Source organism: Enterococcus sp. DIV2379, from assembly GCF_050542965.1.
Taxonomy (GTDB): domain Bacteria; phylum Bacillota; class Bacilli; order Lactobacillales; family Enterococcaceae; genus Enterococcus_D; species Enterococcus_D entomosocium.
In genome coordinates this window covers 778353-799555 of record NZ_CP172938.1, presented here as the reverse complement: position 1 = coordinate 799555, position 21203 = coordinate 778353, and the positions used below count along the sequence as shown (strand labels likewise).

Sequence of the window (21203 nt, the reverse complement as noted above, 5' to 3'; positions counted from 1 at the left end):
GCCCGACTGGTATTTTTTATTTTTTCTCAATGATCAGGCAAAATTTACGCGCCTTATAGACAGAACCGCTCTAGCTTCGCAATGTTTTTCTGTTCAAATTTTGATCAACCAGTTATTGACTATCGGAAATAAATAAACCGAGAATTATTAGGATAAAAGCTGAGTTCATCATAAAAAAACCGCTAGATTGTTTATCTCTAGCGGTTTTCTTGCGATTTTAGTATAGCTCCAAGTATTGTTCTCTTTCCCACTCGGAGACTGTTTGGCGGAAGGCTGCCCATTCTAATCGTTTTGCTTCGACAAAGTTGGCATAGATGTGTTTGCCTAAAGCATCGATCATCACTTGATCTTTGCGCAATGCTTTGATGGCATTGTGGATCGTTGATGGCAGATCTTCGATTTGTGCTTCTGCACGTTCTGTTTCGTTCATGATGTAGATGTTGCGGTCGACTGCTGGTGGTGGTGTCAACTCACGTCTAACGCCATCAAGTCCTGCTTGCAGTAAAACAGCCATTGCTAAGTATGGGTTGGCTGATGGGTCAACCGAACGCAATTCCAAACGCGTTGACAAGCCTCTTGATTCTGGTACCCGAATCAATGGTGAACGGTTGCGTCCTGACCATGCCACGTATACAGGCGCTTCGTAACCTGGCACTAAGCGTTTGTAGGAGTTGACGGTTGGGTTGCAGACAGCTGTGTAAGCACGGGCGTGTTCGATCAAACCGCCTAAGAAGTGATACGCTGTTTGGCTTAATTGCATTGGCCCTTCTTCATCAAAGAAGACATTTTCATCGCCTTTGAACAAGGACATGTTGCAGTGCATGCCTGAACCGTTGATGCCGAATAATGGTTTTGGCATGAAGGTTGCATGCAAGCCGTGTTTACGAGCAATAGTTTTCACGACAAGTTTGAAGGTTTGGATGTTGTCACATGCTTCCACTGCATCCGCATATTTAAAATCGATCTCGTGTTGCCCTGGTGCTACCTCATGGTGAGACGCTTCAACTTCAAAGCCAAGGCTTTCTAATTCTAATACGATATCGCGACGGCAGTTTTCCCCTAGATCGGTTGGGGCAAAATCGAAGTAGCCGCCTTTGTCGTTTAATTCCGTTGTGATTTCGCCTGCTTCATCTAATTTGAATAGGAAAAATTCTGGTTCTGGTCCAAGATTGAAAGAAGTAAAGCCAAGGGATTGCATGTCCGCTAATGCCCGTTTTAAGTTGCCGCGAGGGTCGCCTGCAAATGGGGTGCCATCTGGATTGTAGATATCACAGATCAAACGAGCCACTTTGCCATGTTCACTTTCCCAAGGGAAGATCATCCATGTCGACAAATCAGGATACAGATACATGTCACTTTCTTCAATACGGACAAATCCTTCAATAGAAGAACCGTCAAACATCATTTTGTTTTCCAGTACTTTATCTAATTGACTTACAGGTACTTCAACGTTCTTGTTTGTTCCTAAAATATCAGTAAACATCAAGCGTAAAAAGCGCACGTTCTCATCCTTTACGATTTGTTTGATGTCTTCGGCAGTTCTTTCAAATTTTGGCATAGTATCCCTTCCTTTTTCCCAATTCTTTTTTTATATCACAGCAATGATCTACAAATGTTCTACATTCGTGGACCTTTTTGCTGGTATGGCTGTTGTTGATTCAATCCACCTTGAGCCAAGAGTTCATCATAAAAAATTCGACGAACATCTTCATCGGTCAGCGGCGGTTTGTTCTTCGCTTCTTTTTCTTTGGCAACTTTCATTTCATAAACTCGTTTGATCCCAGCCATGTTCAGTCCATCGGAAAGATAGTCTTTGATCTCTAGCAAGGTATCAATATCATTCAGCGAATACATGCGTCGATTGCCATCGCTGCGTTCCGGGTGGATCAATTCTTGTTCTTCGTAATAACGAATTTGACGGGCGGTGAGATCGGTCAATTTCATGACTGTTCCGATAGGAAAGACTGACATTGAGCGCCGCAATTCTTTTTCCCGCATAACTTGGCTCCCCTCCGTTTCAATGATGCTGCGTAACTTTATGGAAACTATACCAATTCTTTTTTTGCGTGTCAACCCCTCATGTTATAAAAAGTGACATGAATGCAAATTTTTTTGATTTTTTCATTAGGTCCTTGATTTGATCGTATGTTCAAGCAGTTGTTTTTATGGAAGAAATGGTGCTTTAGCCAAAAATGTTCGGTTTTTGCGTTCAAAGCAAGCCAAACCACTTATACTTCATAATTTTGTCACGACAAAAAAACGGTGCATCGGTTGCACCGTTTCTGCTTATTCCTGTTCTTGCGCCATTCTGCGTAGTGGATAGGTATCCTCAAGCGCAAATCCTTTGATATGATAGGTCTGTGTTGCTTCATCGAAGGCATTGCTCAAAACTAGTGACTCCCGTTTTAAACGATTCAGCGCATTGCCTTCATCGGCTTGCAGAACCAGATGATAAGGCTGCATGATCTGCATCAACTCCATTTTGATCGCCTGAGTCAAGCGTTCTTTGCCTTTGGTACTCTTTGCCGAAATCAAGACGTTGGGAAAGAGCGTTGGGACAAACTGATCGGCGTCGATGCGATCCGCCTTATTATAGACCGTCAACATCGGTAATTGGGTCAAAGAAAGTTCTTCCATTAACTTCAAGACGGTCTCCTCTTGCTGAACCCGTTCTTCGGAACTGGCATCGACGACATGCAGCAAGAAGTCCATGTTTTGACTTTCTTCCAGTGTGGAATGAAACGCATCGATCAATTGGGTCGGCAATTCTTGGATAAAGCCAACCGTATCGGTAATGGTGACTTCAAATCCTTCCGGCATCCGCCAGCGTTTCGTCAACGGATCGAGTGTTGCGAACAGCTGGTCTTGTTCATACGTATCCGCACTGGTCAAAATATTTAAAATAGTTGATTTTCCGGCATTGGTATAACCAATCAAGCCCATTTGAAAGACTTGGCTGTCTTTGCGCTTTTGGCGTGTCCGGTCTCGATGGGCGGCCACTTCCTTCAATTCCCGTTTGATGATGGTGATGCGGTTGCGGATGTGTCGACGATCGGTCTCCAGCTTGGTTTCCCCTGGCCCTCTCGTTCCGATTCCGCCCCCCAGCCGAGACATGTTCTTTCCTTGCCCTATCAAACGTGGAAGCAAATAATCCAGCTGCGCCAATTCTACTTGCAGCTTTCCTTCTTTGGAACGGGCACGCATCGCAAAAATATCGAGGATCAGCTGGACGCGATCAATCACTGGCACTTCTAGCGCATCACCGATCAACTGGCTTTGCCTTGGTGTCAGTTCATGATTGAAGATCACTAGATCTGCTTCATGTGCTTCTGCCAACTGCTGCAATTCCGCAACTTTCCCCTTGCCAATCACGGTTTGTCGATCGACTTGCTGCCGTTTTTGCACCAGTGAAAAAACAACTTCACCATTGGCGGTTTTTGTTAAGCTTTTCAATTCTTTCATTGACGAATCAAAATGAAGATAGTTTTTCTCCGTTTCTACTCCGACAAGAATCACACGTTCTTGGCTCATCTTTTCTCCTCCAACCATTGGTTGATTTCTGTTTCAAGGGTACGTTGTTCTTCAGGTTGTCTCACTAAATCAATCCATCGGGGCTGTGCTCGGTTATTGAACCACGTCAGCTGCCGCTTGGCATAGCGGCGTGAGTTTTGCTTGATTTGCTCAATGGTTTCATCCAATGTGGCCTGCCCGTGAAAATAGGGCAAAAATTCCTTGTAGCCGATCCCTTTGGCGGCTTGCGTTTCTGGATACTGCAAAACAGCTTTTGCTTCTTCGATCAAACCTTGATCCATCATTAAGTCCACTCGCTGATTGATTCGCTGGTATAACAATTCTCGCTCAGTGGTTAAACCGATCATGAAGAAATCGTACAAAACTTGCGGTGTTTCTTTTGGTGCAGCAATACTTTCGCCAGTCATTTCAAAAACCTCCAACGCACGAATCACTTTCCGCTCATTGTTGTAGTGGATCTTCGCTGCTGCCAAGGGATCGACCGCCTGCAGCTTTTGCCATAGAGCTTCTTTGCCGATGGCTGCTGCTTCTTGTTCATAGCGCTGACGAATCTTTGGGTCGCCTTCTTCTGCCCCTAAACGAAAGTCATACAAAAGCGCTTGGATGTATAGCCCTGTCCCCCCCACAACGATCGGCAGCTTTCCTTGCTGCTGGATCGTCTCAATGGCCTCACGCCCCATTTGCTGGAAATCAGCCGCAGAATACGTTTCCGTCATTGCACGAATATCGATCAAATGATGAGGAATCCCTGCCATTTCTTCCTTCGTCACTTTGGCGGTACCGATATCTAATTGTCGATAAATTTGCATGGAATCCCCGCTGATGATCTCCCCATGGTATTTTTGAGCTAATTGGATACTCAAGGCGGTTTTACCGACTGCGGTCGGTCCCACGATCACTAAGACTTTTTTCATCCTTTTGTTTCCTCGCGGACCTGCTGCACAATTGCCCGAGCGTTTTCTGGAAAATCGGTGATGATCCCGGTCACCCCCAAAGCCAAGCAGGTGCGAATCGCCGCTTCTTCATTGACAGTCCACGGACGGATCGCAATCGGAAAATCAGTCAAGACCGTTGCTGTCTCTTGGACCCAGCGATAGGCCGGATGAATTCCTTCGATATACGGTCGGCTGAGCGCCAACGGTGGTTTGTCTTCCCCGCGTCCCATAATAAAATCAAGGATCGCATCCGGTTCGATCGCATGCATCCGATCCAAAGTCTCGATATTGAAGGAACAATACCAATGAGTAAAAGGCCATTCTTGGCTATTCAATAAGTCGGATACTTTGGCTTCGATTCCTTCATACTCATAATGATCGGTTTTTAATTCGATCGTCAAAATGCCACGATAATTCTTCGCTGCAAGTAAATCCAACACTTCTTTTAGCGTGGGGACTTTGGCGGCTTGGAATTCCTCAGAAAACCAGCTGCCGGCATTGAGTTCTTTTAGTTCAGCAACCGTCAGGTCACAGATCCGACCTTTGCCGTTGGTCGTTCGATCAACCGTTTCATCATGCATGACGATCAAGCCGCCATCTTTTGATAGATGTACATCTAACTCAATGATATCAGCTTTGACCCGCACCGCTTCCGCGAATGCCGGTAGCGTGTTTTCAGGTCGGTTGCCGCTACTCCCGCGGTGGGCAACGATTTGTACCATCATTCTTTCACTCCATTCTCACTCTTTATTTTACCATGGAATCTGCTAGAACCAAAAAGCCTCTGTTTGTTTTGATCCATTTAAAGGGGACAGCGCTTTGTTTCGGTCAAAGAAAAACACTCTTACTATGATCGCAGTAAGAGTGTGTGTGATCAGTTGAAAAAGTGCAATCGTCGATACTCTGGTTTGGTTACCTTAACCAAGGCGACCGACTGACCAAAAGAATCAAATCGTTTTTGAAAAATAGGTCAACGGTTCGCTCGTCATGTTTTTCATTTGGTTTTTACGCTCATTGACCATTTCAACCAATTGATCAAGGAAATTTTCCATAATGATCCGACCGCCTTTATACGTATAACCACCGATCTTAACGGTTTCCTCTGGCGACAAAATCACCCGACGTGTCCCGATTTTTTTGAAAAATTCTTCCAAGAAAAAATTCGGTAGATAAAAACTATTTTGCGCCGCAAAAGATTGTAGATAGGCGAAATCATCGATGGTGATATAACAGTCATCAAAAGCATCAAAGCTGACATACTCATCCATCAACATGACCCGTTTTTGTAGAATCTCACTGATTTTTTGATTCAATAAAACCAGCGTTTCGATTTCTTTGACTTTATGCTCCAACAAACGGCGTTGTTTTTCTTTTTGTTCCTCATACCGAATGCGTAAATTAAAAATGATGGTTACTAACAATGCGCCCACTAAGACGCCAATCAAACCTGCTATTGCTACTGCCATTCTTCGATCCTTCCTCATTCCTTTTTTAATATTGTATCATATTTGAAAGTTTCGCAAAAAAGATAACGAACTTTTTATTTGACCTTTCTTGACCTAATCGGTATACTATCTCTTAGATATTGCGAAAACTTTATGCTAAACTATATCTATAACGATTTTTAGGAGGACTATCACTATGAATTTAATTCCTACTGTCATTGAACAATCATCTCGCGGTGAAAGAGCGTATGACATCTATTCTCGTCTATTAAAAGACCGGATCATTATGTTGAGTGGTCAAGTAACCGATGACTTAGCAAACTCGATCATTGCTCAGCTTTTATTCTTAGACGCGCAAGATTCTGAAAAAGACATCTACTTGTACATCAATTCGCCTGGCGGAAGCGTTACTGCTGGTCTAGCGATCTTTGATACCATGAACTTTATCAAAGCCGATGTCCAAACCATCGTTATGGGGATGGCTGCTTCTATGGGTTCATTCTTATTGACCGCTGGTGAAAAAGGCAAACGTTTTGCGTTACCAAATGCCGAAATCATGATTCACCAACCATTAGGTGGCGCACAAGGTCAAGCAACTGAGATTGAAATTGCTGCCCGCCACATTTTGGCAACCCGCGAACGTCTGAACAAAATCTTATCAGAACGTACTGGTCAACCAATCGAAGTGATTGAACGCGATACCGATCGCGACAACTTCATGACCGCACAAGAAGCCAAAGACTACGGCTTGATCGACGAGATCATGGAATCAAACAAATTGAAATAAGCTTGCATAAAAAGGTGTACGAAGCAATTCGTACACCTTTTTGCGTCTTTTGGTTCATCGTCAGACTTCGCCATATTGGCCTTGTTGGTAAGCGTGCCCATTTTCCACGTAATGCGTGATGTTTGCCTGATTTTTGGCGATCTCTTCTTCTGTCAACGGGCGGATCACTCGTGCCGGACGACCAAACGCCAACACATTAGGAGGAATGACGGTTCCTTCTGTCACTAACGAACCGGCACCTAACAAACTATTTTCGCCGATCACGGCATGATTCAAAACGATCGAGCTCATGCCGACCAGCGCCCCTTTTTTGATGGTACAGCCATGGAGCATACACTGATGCCCAACAGTCACATCGTCTTCAACGATCGTCGGGGCATCGTGATCAACGTGGATGATCGTTCCATCTTGAATATTGGTACGCGCGCCGATTTCGATTCGATTGGCATCGCCTCGAATCACTGCTTGAAACCAGACCGTACTATCTTTTCCTAGAGTCACGTTTCCTACGATCGTCGCATTTTTTGCCACAAAACAAGGTGTCGCTTGCGGCGAGGCGGGCGAAACTGTTTTTTGGGTTTCATTCCCTGATTGTTCTTTGTCCATCAACTTCTCCTTCCAATCCATAAAGGGATCTGCGCTTTCTTTTTTCACTATAGCACCACCCTTGCTACAATGCAAAAAGAGCGCCAGTCAGACTGGACGCTCTTTTCGGCTTACTCGGCTTCTTCTGAAAATTGACTTTGATACAGTTGGCTATAAAAGCCGCCAGCTGCCAACAAGGTCTCGTGATTGCCTTTTTCAATGATCGACCCTTGATCCATCACTAAGATCAGATCCGCTTCACGAATCGTTGACAAACGATGGGCGATCACAAAGCTGGTACGACCTTCCATCACTTTATCCATTGCTTTTTGAATCAGCGCTTCTAAGCGGGTATCTACCGAACTGGTGGCTTCATCGAGAATCAAAATCTTCGGATCAGAGATGACTGCCCGGGCGATGGTCAACAATTGTTTTTGTCCCAAAGAGACATTGTCGCCTTCAGAATTGATGATCATCTCGTAGCCATCTGGCATCGTACGAATGAAGTGATCCACATTGGCGGTTTTCGCTGCATCAACGACTTCATAATCGGTGGCATCTAATTTCCCGAAGCGAATGTTATCGCCGATCGTGCCTTCATACAACCACGCATCTTGTAAAACCATCCCAAACAGTGAGCGGACATCGTGACGTTCCATCTTCTTCGTGTCGATGCCGTCGATCTTGATGGCCCCTTCATTGACATCATAAAAACGCATCAACAAATTGATCAAGGTTGTTTTCCCAGCACCTGTTGGTCCAACGATCGCCACAGTTTGTCCAGCTTTGACTTCAAAGTTCAAGTCTTTGATCAATGGTTTTTTCGGATCATAGGCAAAGCCGACATGTTCAAAGGTCACGTCGCCTCTGATTTGTTCCGGCAATTGGATATCGGTTCGATTGACTGGCTCTTCTTCCTCATCTAAGATTTCAAAGACCCGTTTTGCTGCTGCTGAGGCACTTTGTAAGACGGAAGACAACTGGGTAATGTTCCCCATTGGCTGACTGACTTGCCAAATGTATTGAATGAACGCTTGCAGCTGACCAACAACGATCACGCCGCTGATCACGTAAAAACTACCCATGACTGCCATTGCGATATAGGTAAAGTAAGCGGTCATTTGCACCAGTGGCATCATCAATCCTGACACAAAGGCAGAACGAAAGCCGTAATAGCGCAACTGGTGGTTAACGTTTTTAAACCCTTCAAGTGTTTGCTTTTCCCGTCCATACACTTTCAACACACTGAATCCAGTCATGTTTTCTTGTACGTAGCCGTTCAGATCTCCTAACGCATTTTGCATGCCTTGGAAGTCCTTTTGCGACTTTTTGACGATTGTGCGAGAAATTAATAAGGAGGCTGGGATCATGATCAATGAAACCAATGCCATGTAAGTATTGATATAAAACATCATAGAAACCGCCATAATGATTCCTAAGAAGGCATTGACGATCCCGATCAAGGCTTGCTGCATCGCACCGCTGACGGCATCCACGTCATTGGTCACCCTTGACAGGATATTCCCTTGCTGGTTGCGGTCGAAGTAAGAAACGGGCAGACGATTGATTTTTTCTTCAATGTCTTGCCGCAAATCTCGCATCGCAGATTGGACAACGTTGGTGATCAGCAGCCCTGACATCAATTGTGAGAAACAGTAACCGACACCAACGACTGCGATCCAGATCAAGCAAAGGATCACGTAATCAAAATTAACACCTTCGCCTGCAGCGATGTTGCGGCTGATCTCTGTCGTCGGCAATCCAGAAACATACGGCATTGCCGCATTGAAGCCGACGGTTGCAACTGTAAACAACAAGACTAGGATAAATTGTACTTTGTACGGTTTGATGTAAGCACCTAACCGTTTTAAAGAAGAGATTGCTTTCATTGTGCCAACTCCTCCTCTGATAATTGTGACGCCGCAATGTCGTAGTATACTGGACAAGTTTGCAGCAGTTCTTTGTGGGTACCGATCCCAACCACATCGCCTTCATTCAAGACGACGATCTTATCGGCATTCATGATCGTTCCTACTCGTTGAGCAACGATCAAAACGGTCGATTCCGTGGTTTCTTTTTTCAAGCGTGCCCGCAATTTTGCATCCGTTTGGTAATCCAATGCAGAAAAACTATCATCAAAAATATAGATCTCTGGTTGGCGAATCACCGCACGGGCAATCGCTAGACGTTGTTTTTGTCCGCCAGAGAAGTTGCTTCCGCCTTCTGCCAAATGAGCATCAAAGCCATCTGGTGTGCGAGAAATGAAATCGGCCGCTTGCGCAATCTCGGCTGCTCGTTCCAGCTCTGCTTGCGTGGCATCTTCTTTCCCATAGCGCAGGTTTTCTGCGATCGTCCCTGTAAATAGCAACGCTTTTTGAGGGATAAACCCGATCTTGTTGCGCAAAGTCGTTAAACTGTAATCCCGAACGTCAACGCCATCCACCAAGACTTGGCCTTCACTGACGTCGTAAAAACGCGGAATCAATTGGATCAAGGTCGATTTCCCGCTCCCGGTACTACCGATAAACGCCACAGTTTCACCTGGTGAAGCGGTAAAGCTAACATTACGAATCACTGGACTTTGGGCATGTCCCGGATAAGCAAAGGTAACATTTTTAAATTCCAAGAAACCTTTTGTCTTAGTTTCTGTCACTGGCTGTTCTGACTCTTTGATTTCAGAAGTCGCATCTAACGCTTCTTGGATTCGGCGAGCAGAAACGGCCGCTCGTGGATACATCGTAAAGACGGTCGCAAACAGCATGAAAGAAAACAGCGCATGGAAGATGTATTCGATAAACGCAATCAAGTCACCGACTTGCAGTTGCCCTTGATCGATTTGAATACTTCCCGTCCAAATAATCAAGATCATCACGATATTGAATAAGAAGAAAAAGCCCGGTTGTGCCGTTGCCATCAAGCGAAACAAGCTGCGAGAACTAGACGCATAGGCTTGGTTGACTTTGCCAAAGCGTTTTTCTTCAAATTTTTCATTGACGAAGGCACGGATCACTCGTAAACCAGAGAGATTTTCCCGCAAGATGCCATTGATTTTATCTAGATTGGCTTGTTGCTTGGTGGATAATGGTTCCGAGATTTTGGCAATGGCGATGACTGCCATTAGCAATATCGGCAATGCCCCCAAGACATATAACCCTAGTTGTGTACTTGTCCGCATGACCATGTACAAGCTGACCACAAACATCATGGGTGTCATCAAACCCGTCCGTAAGATGCTTTGCATAAACAGCATGATTTGATACGCATCATTGGTCACACGGGTGATCAATGATGAAACCCCGATTTTTTCATATTCAGTATGTGAATAGCCTTGGACTTTTTCAAAAAGATCGTCACGAATATCTGCCACAATGTTAGTGGTGATACGTGACGTGAAATAGCCTAACAAAATGTTCATCGTGATCCCCACAATGGTGATCGCGATCATCGCCGCACCCATTTTCCATATGTAGTCGCGATCACCAGCGGCGATCCCTTTGTCGATCATTCTTGCCAATAACGTCGGCAAACCTAATTCAATCAAAATAAAACCAAAAACACAGATGAAATTAAAAACCAGCAGTTTTTTGTTTCTCATCGTATAGTGCCACATTAATTTCAAAAAATCCCCTCCTTTTTTACTTCATTACTTCTACTATAGCATAGGAATATTCTTATTGTAATGCACTTTCAACGAAAAAAAGTAAACTTCGGAAATAGTCGTTTCATTTTCTTTCAGTAAGCCTTTTCAAAAATGACGTGTTTCTATACTTATTCGTTTTTCTGTGATAAACTAGGGATACTTGTAGTGGAACGACTTACAAACCCGGTGAATTTTTTATGACGACATTTGGAAAGCAAAGACGAGGCTTTCTCTTTTTTCTCACAACGATTGTCTGAAAAAAGCATGCAGCGGCTCTCGAAGCCTTCTTTTCAGGTCACTTTATTCGGACCTCGATTTTGTGATGCAGCGAATTCATCAACCAAATAGACTACTGCGAAAAGCAGATAAAGGAGAAAAGATATGATTTACAAAATTTATTACCAAGAAACAAAAGACCGCAACCCAAAGAGAGAACAAACCCACTCTTTGTACATTGAAGCAGACGATGCAGTGATCGCACGCCGTCTAGTGGAACAAAATACCCCATACAACATCGAGTTCGTTCAAGAACTAGATGAAAAACATTTAGCTTACGAAAAAGAAAACGCTGATTTCAAATTAGCGGAGTTTTAAGATGAAAGTTTCGCTGAAAAATAATGAGACCGGCGTATTCGGCGTCGGTGGACTTGGCGAAATCGGAAAAAACTGTTATGGGGTTCAATTCCAAGATGAGATCATCTTAATTGACGCGGGAATCAAATTCCCCGAAGATGAACTGCTTGGGATCGACTATGTCATTTCCGATTATAGCTACATCGTTCAAAATTTACCGAAAGTCAAAGGCTTGATCGTTACTCATGGTCACGAAGACCATATTGGCGGAATCCCTTACTTGTTGCGGGAAGCCAATATCCCAATCTATGCGGGACCATTGGCACTTGCTTTGATCACCAACAAATTAGATGAGCATGGCTTATTGCGGGACGCGGAATTACACGAAATCAATGAAGATACGGTGATTCGTTTCCGTAAAACGTCCATCAGCTTCTTCCGAACGACCCACAGTATCCCTGATGCTTTAGGTGTCGTTGTCAAAACGCCTTCTGGCAATATCGTCGCAACTGGCGATTTCAAGTTTGACTTTACGCCTGTGGGCGAACCAGCAAACTTGCACAAAATGGCAAAAATTGGTGAAGAAGGCGTCCTTTGCCTCCTTTCCGATAGTACCAATGCAGAAATTCCAACCTTTACCAAATCAGAAAAAACGATCGGCAGCTCGATTCAAAAGATTTTTGAAAAAATCGATGGTCGGATCATTTTTGCCAGCTTTGCTTCCAATATTTTCCGGCTCCAACAAGCTGCAGATGCGGCGGTTGCGACTGGACGTAAAATCGCCGTTTTTGGACGCAGTATGGAAAATGCGATCGTCAACGGACAGCGCCTTGGCTATATCAAGGTGCCAGATGGTACATTTGTGGAATCTCATGAGATCAATCGTTTGCCTGCAAATGAAACGATGATCCTTTGTACGGGTTCTCAAGGAGAGCCGATGGCTGCTTTGAGTCGGATTGCCAACGGGACTCACCGTCAAATCCAAATTCACCCAGATGATACCGTGATTTTCTCAAGCTCACCGATTCCAGGAAATACCACGAGTGTCAATCAGCTGATCAACTTGCTGTTGGAAGCTGGCGCAAACGTGATCCATGGCAAATTGAACAACATCCATACTTCTGGTCATGGTGGCCAAGAAGAACAAAAACTGATGTTGCGTCTAATGAAGCCAAAATTCTTCATGCCTGTCCATGGGGAATTTCGGATGCTGAACATCCACACCCAACTGGCACAAGATGTCGGTGTACCAAAAGAAAATTGTTTCATTATGGAAAATGGTGACATGTTGGCCTTAACAGCGGATACCGCTCGCTTGGCTGGTCATTTCAATGCCAATGATGTTTATGTCGACGGCAGCGGTATCGGTGATATCGGGAATGTCGTCTTACGAGATCGTCGTATTCTTTCAGAAGAAGGCCTCGTCTTAGCGGTAGCGACAGTCGATGTGGCGAAGAAAGAAGTTCTTGCTGGACCAGATATCCTTTCTCGTGGGTTTGTTTACATGCGGGAATCCGGCGAGATGATCAACGAAGCCCAACAAATTCTCTTCCGTGCGTTGCGAGAAGTCTTGAACCAACCAGACCCAACAGAGCACAAATTAAGAGAAGCGATGTCATCGGCGTTACAGCCATTCCTATTTGAAAAAACCGAGCGTCATCCAATGATCCTTTCAATGATCATGACACCGGATGATTTATAGTTTCACATGCAAGGGGAGTTCTCAGGTTACTGGGAACTCCCCTTTTTCCTTTCCGTTGCAAAAAGCAAAAAAAAGACCATCGAATCGATGGTCTTTTGGGTTTTTGATTTCAAAGTGCTCTTACTGGCAGTTTGTTTGAAAGCTTACGCTTTGTTTACGTTAACTGCTTGAGGTCCACGATCAGAATCTTCCACGTCGAAAGTTACTGCTTGACCTTCTTCTAAAGTTTTGAATCCTTCACCTTGGATCGCTGAAAAGTGTACAAATACGTCTGTACCGTCTTCGCGAGAGATAAAACCAAACCCTTTTTCAGCATTGAACCATTTTACTGTACCTTGTTCCATTATAAAAAAACCTCCTCGTGCATAAGCACTTAATTATGTGTAACATTGCCTTTGTGCGATAGAGGCCTAACGTGCGTTTCAACATCTATTCAGCAAACAAAATTACAATAATATTTTACACTTGCCCGTATTTTTTTGCAAGACAGACGATTAGACAATTCACCTTTATTTTTAATAATGTTCGCAAATTAGCCGTTGTGTCAGCAAATTTCTTGATGCCAGAGGCCTTCTTCTCGCAAACTAACATAGGCATTGTCGCCAATAATTAAATGATCCAGTAGTTCGATCCCCATCAAGTCTCCGCACTTGATCAAGCGGCGTGTAAACAGCAGATCTGCCTCTGAGGCTTGGGGACTACCGCTGGGATGGTTGTGAACGACGATCACTCGTGCGGCACTGTAGCGTACCGCCCAATGAAAAATCTCCCGTGGGTGAGCGATCGACTGATTCAACGATCCGATGAAGATCGTCTTTTTTTGAATGATCTCATTTTTGGTATTCAAATAAATCCCTAGCAAGTGCTCCTGACGAAAGTCTTTTAATTCTTGGATCAGCTGATGAGCGATCGCCATACTGGAGTTGATCTTGCCGTACTTTGGTTGAACAGACCGCTGGATCCGCACACCTAATTCAATCATCGCTTTGATCTCGATGGCTTTGATTTGTCCGACGCCGCGAATTTCTTGTAATTCATCGATTGTCGCTTCTTTTAATTCATACAATTCTTCAAAACGATTCAAGACACTAGCCGCTAATTCCAAGACATTTAGGGGCCGTGAGCCAGTCCGCAACAAAATTGCCAACAGTTCTTGGTTCGAAAGGGCATCAACCCCATATTGCACTAAGCGCTCTCGTGGAAACGAGCTTTGGGGAATCTCTGTTTCATTGATCATAAAAAAACTCCTTTGCGTCGGTCTAATAAAAGATACGCAAAGGAGAGAGTATTTCATGAATAAGATGCGCAAAAAATCACAGTTAAATCGAAAAAGCCGTTTCTAGAAAATCTGGGACATCCTCTAGTGAAGGCAAGACTTTCAAGACTTTTTCTTCAATGATGGTCGTCGGCGCGATCAAATCGGGAATCATAATGACTGAGATCCCTGCCCCATGAGCAGCATGAATACCGTTAGCCGAATCCTCAAGGATCACCAATTCTTCTTTTGGTACCGCCAGTAATGCATGAGCTTTTTCAAAAATCTCAGGATCTGGTTTTGCCCGTGTGACATCATCAAAGCAGACGATCTTAGGAAATTCCGCCGTTAAGCCTGCTGCTTCCAGCAAGGTGTCGATCACTTTGCACTGGTTGCTAGAGGCCAACACTCGAGGAATCTTTTTCTCATCAAGATAATGCAATAACTCGTGGATCCCTGGCTTCAATTCAGCCTCGCCCCGTTGGAACATTTCCAACGTTTGCTGAAAAGCCGCTTGAATAAATTCTTCAATCATCTGATGACCAAAGGCTTCATCGAATCTCTCATGATAAGCTGCCCAGACTTCTTCATCCGAAACACCTACATAGGCTAGGTATAACTCTTTTGTATAGGGAATACCCATTTGATCAGCCACGATTTGAGTCGCTTGGTAATAAAGCAGCTCCGTGTCAAAAATCAAGCCGTCCATATCGAAAATCACACCACGTAACTTAGCCATTTCTTCCTCCTATTGCCAACAACAATTCACGAACTTCTGAAACAAAATACAAGGATCCTGTCACCAGCAGCAAATCTTCATTGGTCATTTTTTCTAATAATTCTGCCAAGCCAAACTGCCATAAAGAAACGGTTGAGATTCGTTTTTCATCGAGTTCCTGATAGCCGTCTGCCAAATGCAGTGCTTTGGGAAAATCGAAGGTCGTTAAATAAATCTCGGCTTGGGGAATCGATAGCAATTGCTGAAGCATCTCATTGACGTTTTTGGTTTCAAGCGCTGAAAACAGTACATGGATGCGATAGTCGCTGAACTCTTCTTTCATCGTATCTACTAAACGAGCCATGGCGTGTACGTTATGGGCACCATCGATAATCACTAGTGGCTCACTACTGATTCGTTCCATCCGGGCGGGCCAATAGGCTTTTCGCAAGCCATTGCGAATCTCTTTGGCTGAAAAGGGCAGTTGCCGCAGGTCGCAATACAGGCTGTATAATTGGATCGCAACACCGGCATTTTCTGGTTGATGGCGGCCTAACATCGGTGTTTTCAAGCCTTTGATTTTGCCATGCTCATTTTCAAAATCAAATAATTCTCCCCATTCTTCATCGGGACGACGATAGGTCACACGGTACTCTTGCCCTGCATGATAAGCAGGTGCCTGTGCTTCTGTAGCTTTCAAATCGATCACCGAAAGCGCACTTTCAACGATATTGCCAGTAACAAGGGGTGTTTGCGGCTTGATGATCCCTGCCTTATGGGCAGCGATCGCTTCAATGGTATCCCCTAAGACATCCATGTGATCCATGCCGATCGTCGTGATCGCGGTCAAAATAGGAGAAATAACGTTGGTACTATCTAAGAGTCCCCCTAAGCCAACTTCAATAATCGCAACATCGACCTTTTTTTCTTCAAAATAGCCTAATGCCATAGCGGTAATGATCTCGAACTGGGTAATGCCCGTCAACGTTTCATCGCGATCAATTTCAGCAACCAGCGGCTGGATTTTTTCCACCCAAGCGACCAAGTCCTCATCTGATATAAATTGTCCGTTGATTTCAATTCGTTCATTGAACGCTTCAATGTGTGGGGAAGTAAAGGTCCCCACTTGCTGCCCAGCTTCTTCTAAAAGACTGCGCAAATAACTGACGGTCGATCCTTTGCCATTCGTACCGGCGATATGGATCATGGTCACCTTTTTTTCAGGATTACCCATCCGTTTTAATAATGCTTCGACACGCATCAATCCAGGTCTTTGCCCAAATGTCAAACGCGAATGGATCCACGCTGTTGCTTCTTCGCTTGTCATCTCGCTCACCTCGCTCCTATTTTAACAAAAAATGAACGGCTTTCCCAATTTCTTTCCTTTAAACGAGAAAATTGTTCGCCCTGTTTCTATTGAATAAGCAAAAACAAGCATCTCCGAAAGATGCTTGTTTGCGTGTGATGTGCTCATCCTATTGGATTGTGCGTAATTGTTCGATCCGTTCTTGAACGGCTTTTTGTTTTTCAAGATAATCGGCTTCTTTGCTGCGTTCTTGTGCCACGACTTCCTCAGGCGCATTGGCAACGAAGCGTTCGTTCGCCAGTTTGCCTTGTACCCGTTGAACTTCTTGGGTGAACTTCGCTAGTTCTTTCTCCAAACGCGCGATTTCTTCTTCAATGTTGATCAACCCAGCTAGTGGCAAGTAGATCGTCGCACCTGATAGGATGGCAGACATCGCCAATTCAGGGGCTTGCAAGCTGTTAGAGATTTCTAGTTCTTCTGGATTACAGAAGCGTTCGATATAGTTTTTGTTAGCAATCAAGAATTCTTCGATTTCAGGCTCATTTGCTTGGATCAGCAAAGTGATTGGTTTCGAAAGTGGTGTATTTACTTCTGCTCGGATGTTTCGAACCGAACGAATCAATTCTTTCAACACTTCCATCCCTTGCGCCGCTTTTTCATCCGTCCATTCTGGAGCCACTTGTGGATACTCAGCAACGACTAATGATTCCCCTGTATGCGGCAGCTTGCTCCAGATTTCTTCTGTAACAAATGGCATGATTGGGTGCAACAAGCGTAAAATTTGATCAAGAACATGGACTAAGATGCTCTTGTTAACTTGTTTCGCTGCTTCATTGTCACCATATAACGTTTCTTTCGACATTTCAATGTACCAGTCACAGAAATCATCCCAGATAAAGTTATATAATTGACGACCTGCTTCACCAAATTCGAAGCGTTCAAAAAGGTCAGTGACTTTTTCAATCGTTTCATTCAAGCGCGTCAAGATCCAACGATCCACCACTGATTTTTCACCAGAAAAATCAATGTCTTCTGCAGTCATTTCGCTGACATTCATTAAGACAAAACGGGAAGCATTCCAAATTTTATTGATGAAGTTCCAAGCAGCATCCATTTTCTCATAGCTGAAACGCACGTCTTGTCCCGGTGCAGAGCCATTTGATAAGAACCAACGCAATGCATCAGCGCCGTATTGTTCAATGACTTCCATCGGATCGATCCCGTTTCCAAGAGACTTACTCATTTTGCGACCTTGTTCATCACGGATCAATCCGTGGATCAAGACATTTTCAAATGGTCGTTTGCCAGTAAATTCCAAGCTTTGGAAAATCATACGGCTTACCCAAAATGCGATAATGTCATAGCCAGTCACTAATGTATTCGTTGGGAAGTAGCGTTGGAAATCTTCATTGTTTTCATCTGGCCACCCCATCGTTGAAAACGGCCATAAAGCAGAACTAAACCATGTATCCAATACGTCTGGATCTTGCTGCCAATTTTCGGCATCTGCTGGCGCTTCAAGTCCTACATACATTTCCCCCGTTTCTTTGTGGTACCAAGCTGGGATTTGATGGCCCCACCACAACTGACGAGAGATAACCCAGTCATGGACATTTTCCATCCAACGTAAGAATGTTTGGTTGAAACGTGGCGGATAAAAGTCCACCGCATCGTCGGTTTCTTGGTTGTCGATGGCTTGTTTTGCTAATGGTTCCATTTTTACGAACCATTGTGTCGATAAACGAGGTTCGACTACTACGCCTGTCCGTTCTGAGTGACCTACGCTATGGACCATTTTTTCGATTTTGATCAGACGACCTAACGCTTCTAAATCTTTCACGATTTGCTTGCGAGCAGCAAAACGATCCATGCCTGCATAGGTACCTGCTAAGTCATTCATTGTTCCGTCATCATTCATGACATTGACCCGTGGTAGGTCATGGCGGTTACCGACCTCGAAGTCATTCGGGTCATGGGCAGGAGTGATTTTTACGACCCCTGTTCCAAATTCTTGGTCCACGTACTCATCAGCGATGATTGGGATCTCTTTATTGACCAAAGGCAAGATCACTTTCTTACCAATCAATGCTTGATAGCGTTCATCTTCTGGATGAACCGCGACTGCTGTATCCCCCAACATCGTTTCTGGGCGAGTCGTTGCGATCTCCACCACGCCGCTGCCATCCGCTAATTCGTAAGACATGTGGTAAAAAGCACCTTCGATGTCTTTGTGGATCACTTCAATATCAGATAATGCCGTGCGGGCTTGCGGATCCCAGTTGATGATGTACTCGCCACGATAGATCAAGCCTTTTTCATATAGCGTCACGAAAACTTTACGAACCGCTTCGGATAATCCATCATCTAATGTGAACCGTTCACGGCTATAGTCTAGGGATAACCCTAGTTTCGCCCATTGTTCCCGAATGTGACCGGCATATTCTTCTTTCCAATCCCATACTTGTTCAACAAATTTTTCCCGACCAAGGTCATAGCGAGAAATTCCTTGTTCCCGCAGCTTTTCTTCTACTTTGGCTTGGGTAGCGATCCCGGCATGGTCCATTCCTGGCAGCCATAAGGTGTCATACCCTTGCATCCGTTTTTGACGAATGATGATGTCTTGTAACGTGGTATCCCAGGCATGACCTAAGTGCAATTTTCCTGTTACGTTTGGTGGTGGAATCACGATAGAATAAGGTTTTGCTTCTTTGTTGCCGCTTGGTTTAAAACGGTCATGCTCTAACCAATCTTGGTAACGCCCGGCTTCTACTTCTTGGGGATTGTACTTGGTGGATAGATTCTCAGTTTCTGTCATAGTTGGTCCTCCTAAAGTTACGTTTTTTAAACGTAATGGTTGGTGTGGTTTTTTGGTGCCTGTTGCTGGGTAAAGCGCGAAAATGTTTGAATCGTTCAGGATGAGTGCAGTGGTAGAGATGATTATCCGTTGTTTGTTGACGCCTCGTTTGTTGTTCGTAAAAAGTACGTTTCTTACAGAGGTCATGGCTCACTTCCGTGATCCTCTATTGTGTCTTAGGGCCTTTGGCAACCGATCTAGCTCGCTTCGTGAACCAATTTTGGTGACTTCGAGTACTGTTCATCATCTGCTCTGTCCCTCTTTGTGGGCCAGTCGCAGTGATTCACAGCAAAAAGCGCCCTAATGCCGAGGCATTAGGGCGCTGATACGCGGTACCACCTAAATTGCAGATTGCTCTGCCACTTTGACGTGAGGTAACGTTCACGACGCGCTTGATCTTACTGTGCGGCTTTGTCTGCAAGAAACAAACCGTGGTTCGGATCAAAGACCTTCAAGCTACCTTTTCAGTGTCTGGGGAAGTCTTGCACCGACCGACTTCTCTCTGACCGCCAGGGTCACTGATACTCCTCTTGAACATTGTCTTGCTATCATAGATTCTTGTTTCATCTTGCTACATTCTACAATGAACTTTTTTGAAAGTCAATCAGAGGTTTGCTTTCGCCGCATCAATGGCTGCTTGATAATCCGGTTCGTGGGAGATCTCAGGCACGATCTCAACATGTTGAATCACGCCTTCACGGTCTAAAACGAAAATTGCTCGGGCAAAATGACCGAAGTCTGGGATCATGATTTGATAGGCCTCACCGAAGGTATTCGCCGGATCATGAAGCATGATCATGTCGACGCCTTCTTGGCCGCACCATTGTGCTTGTTCTTCTTTTGTATTGTTAGAGATCGTTACAAAATTTATATCATCCAATTGACTTGCTTCTTGGTTGAAACGCTTGGTCTGCAACGCACAGACACGTGTCACGATATCGGGAACCACGCTGATGATCGTTGGTTTTCCTAAAAAATCAGTCAGTGTATATTCCTTGTCCTCTAAACTTTTCAAGCGAAAATCAGCTGCTTTATCCCCTACTTTTGGTTGGTTGCCGGGCATCTCATAAACCGTTTCTTTGCGTGTAACTTGCATATCATCTCTCCTATAGCATTTTCTCCCAGTATAAGAAAGATTGTCAAAAAACGAAAAGGATTTGCTCAGACTTTCGATTTTTGCGAGTAGGTCGTATCAAAAAAAATCAATGTTTGCAATTCTGTCGTCAAATCAATGTATTGGATATTGACGTCTTTTGGCACGATGACGGGATCAGGGGCAAAATTTAAAATTGCTGTGATCCCAGCATCTACGATCGCATCGATCGCCATTTGTGAATAACGGCTAGGAACGGTCGAAATCGCTACGGTGATTCCTTTTTCTGCTACGACTTCCGCCAATTGGTCCATTCCATAGACATAACGTCCACTAATGGTCTGGCCAATTATTTCTGGATCATTGTCAAAAACCGCGATGACGGAAAGATTTTCATTTCTGCGAAAATTGTTGTTAGCTAACGCTTTTCCTAAATTTCCATAACCAATCAAGGCAATTTTTTTCTCCTCATTGGTTTCTAAAATATAGCTCAAAACCTCAATCAAATAAGGAACATCATAGCCATACCCACTTCTGCCTAATTCTCCTAAATGAGAAAAATCTCGGCGGATCGTGGCTGAAGGAACTTGCGTGATTTCTGCAAACTCTTTTGATTTGATTCGCTGAACACCAGAGGCATCCAGTAATTTTAAATGTCGTAAATAAGCTGGCAAACGTTTTGCCGTTGCTTTCGGAAGTTTTTTATCTCTTAGTGCTTCCATCCTGTCCACCCTCCTTGTTAAATGATTCACATATTGAGTGTAGCATGTTCCATTTTC

19 protein-coding genes and 1 other annotated feature are annotated in these 21203 nt (G+C 44.3%); of the genes, 3 read left to right on the top strand and 16 right to left on the bottom strand.

Annotation, left to right across the window (positions count from 1 at the left end):
* Positions 1-217 precede the first annotated feature (217 nt).
* The 6 genes from glnA to IGI92_RS03670 form a co-directional block, all read right to left on the bottom strand.
* Positions 218-1558 carry a type I glutamate--ammonia ligase gene (gene glnA, locus IGI92_RS03695; RefSeq protein WP_005225167.1) on the bottom strand — a complete coding sequence of 447 codons (1341 nt, stop codon included), beginning with the start codon at positions 1556-1558 and terminating at the stop codon, positions 218-220.
* Between the two features lie 59 nt (positions 1559-1617).
* On the bottom strand, positions 1618-1998 hold the full coding sequence (locus tag IGI92_RS03690) for a MerR family transcriptional regulator (protein ID WP_005225166.1): 381 nt from the start codon (positions 1996-1998) through the stop codon (positions 1618-1620).
* Positions 1999-2286: 288 nt separating this feature from the next.
* Complete coding sequence (gene hflX, locus IGI92_RS03685; RefSeq protein WP_005225165.1) at positions 2287-3531, bottom strand: GTPase HflX; 1245 nt, start codon at positions 3529-3531, stop codon at positions 2287-2289.
* Positions 3528-4445, bottom strand: a complete 918-nt coding sequence (gene miaA, locus IGI92_RS03680) for a tRNA (adenosine(37)-N6)-dimethylallyltransferase MiaA (RefSeq protein WP_430608092.1) — start codon at positions 4443-4445, stop codon at positions 3528-3530. The genes hflX and miaA overlap by 4 nt, the downstream gene beginning before the upstream one ends.
* Positions 4442-5191, bottom strand: a complete 750-nt coding sequence (locus tag IGI92_RS03675) for a glycerophosphodiester phosphodiesterase (protein WP_087665118.1) — start codon at positions 5189-5191, stop codon at positions 4442-4444. The genes miaA and IGI92_RS03675 overlap by 4 nt, the downstream gene beginning before the upstream one ends.
* A 222-nt stretch (positions 5192-5413) precedes the next feature.
* Positions 5414-5932, bottom strand: a complete 519-nt coding sequence (locus IGI92_RS03670) for a hypothetical protein (protein WP_008377057.1) — start codon at positions 5930-5932, stop codon at positions 5414-5416.
* A gap of 175 nt (positions 5933-6107) precedes the next feature.
* Between IGI92_RS03670 and clpP the strand changes: the two genes are divergently transcribed.
* Complete coding sequence (clpP, locus tag IGI92_RS03665; protein ID WP_005225161.1) at positions 6108-6698, top strand: ATP-dependent Clp endopeptidase proteolytic subunit ClpP; 591 nt, start codon at positions 6108-6110, stop codon at positions 6696-6698.
* Between the two features lie 60 nt (positions 6699-6758).
* On the opposite strand, the gene IGI92_RS03660 is transcribed toward clpP, so the two are convergent.
* The 3 genes from IGI92_RS03660 to IGI92_RS03650 all read right to left on the bottom strand — a co-directional run bounded on the left by IGI92_RS03660 (position 6759) and on the right by IGI92_RS03650 (position 10902).
* Positions 6759-7352: a gamma carbonic anhydrase family protein gene (locus IGI92_RS03660; RefSeq protein ID WP_016611938.1), complete on the bottom strand. Its 594-nt coding sequence runs from the start codon at positions 7350-7352 to the stop codon at positions 6759-6761.
* Positions 7353-7414: 62 nt separating this feature from the next.
* Complete coding sequence (locus IGI92_RS03655; RefSeq protein WP_005237514.1) at positions 7415-9172, bottom strand: ABC transporter ATP-binding protein; 1758 nt, start codon at positions 9170-9172, stop codon at positions 7415-7417.
* Positions 9169-10902: an ABC transporter ATP-binding protein gene (locus tag IGI92_RS03650; RefSeq protein ID WP_008377050.1), complete on the bottom strand. Its 1734-nt coding sequence runs from the start codon at positions 10900-10902 to the stop codon at positions 9169-9171. The genes IGI92_RS03655 and IGI92_RS03650 overlap by 4 nt, the downstream gene beginning before the upstream one ends.
* A 402-nt stretch (positions 10903-11304) precedes the next feature.
* On the opposite strand from IGI92_RS03650, the gene IGI92_RS03645 reads away from it, so the two are divergent.
* Entirely contained in the window at positions 11305-11517 is a 213-nt protein-coding gene (locus IGI92_RS03645; protein ID WP_005225157.1) for a DNA-directed RNA polymerase subunit epsilon, read from the top strand.
* A gap of 1 nt (position 11518) precedes the next feature.
* The gene (gene rnjA / locus IGI92_RS03640; RefSeq protein ID WP_005225156.1) at positions 11519-13198 is read left to right on the top strand and encodes a ribonuclease J1; all 1680 of its coding nucleotides are present in this window, start codon (positions 11519-11521) and stop codon (positions 13196-13198) included.
* 143 nt (positions 13199-13341) lie between these two features.
* Here rnjA and IGI92_RS03635 read toward each other — a convergent pair whose 3' ends face one another.
* The 7 genes from IGI92_RS03635 to IGI92_RS03605 all read right to left on the bottom strand — a co-directional run bounded on the left by IGI92_RS03635 (position 13342) and on the right by IGI92_RS03605 (position 21146).
* Entirely contained in the window at positions 13342-13542 is a 201-nt protein-coding gene (locus IGI92_RS03635) for a cold-shock protein (RefSeq protein WP_005225155.1), read from the bottom strand.
* A 200-nt stretch (positions 13543-13742) separates the two neighbouring features.
* Positions 13743-14435, bottom strand: coding sequence for a RadC family protein (radC, locus tag IGI92_RS03630; protein WP_008377042.1), 693 nt, complete (start codon positions 14433-14435; stop codon positions 13743-13745).
* A gap of 82 nt (positions 14436-14517) precedes the next feature.
* On the bottom strand, positions 14518-15192 hold the full coding sequence (locus IGI92_RS03625) for an HAD family hydrolase (RefSeq protein WP_430608090.1): 675 nt from the start codon (positions 15190-15192) through the stop codon (positions 14518-14520).
* Positions 15185-16498: a bifunctional folylpolyglutamate synthase/dihydrofolate synthase gene (locus IGI92_RS03620; RefSeq protein WP_008377037.1), complete on the bottom strand. Its 1314-nt coding sequence runs from the start codon at positions 16496-16498 to the stop codon at positions 15185-15187. Before IGI92_RS03620 ends, IGI92_RS03625 begins: the two co-directional genes overlap by 8 nt.
* A 148-nt stretch (positions 16499-16646) precedes the next feature.
* Entirely contained in the window at positions 16647-19292 is a 2646-nt protein-coding gene (locus IGI92_RS03615; protein WP_430608088.1) for a valine--tRNA ligase, read from the bottom strand.
* 351 nt (positions 19293-19643) lie between these two features.
* Positions 19644-19878, bottom strand: a binding site (T-box leader).
* A gap of 57 nt (positions 19879-19935) precedes the next feature.
* A complete protein-coding gene (gene tpx / locus IGI92_RS03610) occupies positions 19936-20427 on the bottom strand; it encodes a thiol peroxidase (RefSeq protein WP_008377033.1) in 492 nt (163 codons plus the stop codon).
* A 65-nt stretch (positions 20428-20492) separates the two neighbouring features.
* Complete coding sequence (locus IGI92_RS03605; protein ID WP_016620881.1) at positions 20493-21146, bottom strand: redox-sensing transcriptional repressor Rex; 654 nt, start codon at positions 21144-21146, stop codon at positions 20493-20495.
* Positions 21147-21203: the final 57 nt, after the last annotated feature.

Coding starts and splice junctions, on each gene's coding strand:
- IGI92_RS03625 (WP_430608090.1), bottom strand. CDS start 15,192: ATGGCTAAGTTACGTGGTGTGATTTTCGATATGGACGGCTTGATTTTT.
- IGI92_RS03670 (WP_008377057.1), bottom strand. CDS start 5,932: ATGGCAGTAGCAATAGCAGGTTTGATTGGCGTCTTAGTGGGCGCATTG.
- IGI92_RS03615 (WP_430608088.1), bottom strand. CDS start 19,292: ATGACAGAAACTGAGAATCTATCCACCAAGTACAATCCCCAAGAAGTA.
- IGI92_RS03690 (WP_005225166.1), bottom strand. CDS start 1,998: ATGCGGGAAAAAGAATTGCGGCGCTCAATGTCAGTCTTTCCTATCGGA.
- IGI92_RS03675 (WP_087665118.1), bottom strand. CDS start 5,191: ATGATGGTACAAATCGTTGCCCACCGCGGGAGTAGCGGCAACCGACCT.
- clpP (WP_005225161.1), top strand. CDS start 6,108: ATGAATTTAATTCCTACTGTCATTGAACAATCATCTCGCGGTGAAAGA.
- rnjA (WP_005225156.1), top strand. CDS start 11,519: ATGAAAGTTTCGCTGAAAAATAATGAGACCGGCGTATTCGGCGTCGGT.
- radC (WP_008377042.1), bottom strand. CDS start 14,435: ATGATCAATGAAACAGAGATTCCCCAAAGCTCGTTTCCACGAGAGCGC.
- IGI92_RS03655 (WP_005237514.1), bottom strand. CDS start 9,172: ATGAAAGCAATCTCTTCTTTAAAACGGTTAGGTGCTTACATCAAACCG.
- hflX (WP_005225165.1), bottom strand. CDS start 3,531: ATGAGCCAAGAACGTGTGATTCTTGTCGGAGTAGAAACGGAGAAAAAC.
- miaA (WP_430608092.1), bottom strand. CDS start 4,445: ATGAAAAAAGTCTTAGTGATCGTGGGACCGACCGCAGTCGGTAAAACC.
- glnA (WP_005225167.1), bottom strand. CDS start 1,558: ATGCCAAAATTTGAAAGAACTGCCGAAGACATCAAACAAATCGTAAAG.
- IGI92_RS03605 (WP_016620881.1), bottom strand. CDS start 21,146: ATGGAAGCACTAAGAGATAAAAAACTTCCGAAAGCAACGGCAAAACGT.
- tpx (WP_008377033.1), bottom strand. CDS start 20,427: ATGCAAGTTACACGCAAAGAAACGGTTTATGAGATGCCCGGCAACCAA.
- IGI92_RS03645 (WP_005225157.1), top strand. CDS start 11,305: ATGATTTACAAAATTTATTACCAAGAAACAAAAGACCGCAACCCAAAG.
- IGI92_RS03620 (WP_008377037.1), bottom strand. CDS start 16,498: ATGACAAGCGAAGAAGCAACAGCGTGGATCCATTCGCGTTTGACATTT.
- IGI92_RS03635 (WP_005225155.1), bottom strand. CDS start 13,542: ATGGAACAAGGTACAGTAAAATGGTTCAATGCTGAAAAAGGGTTTGGT.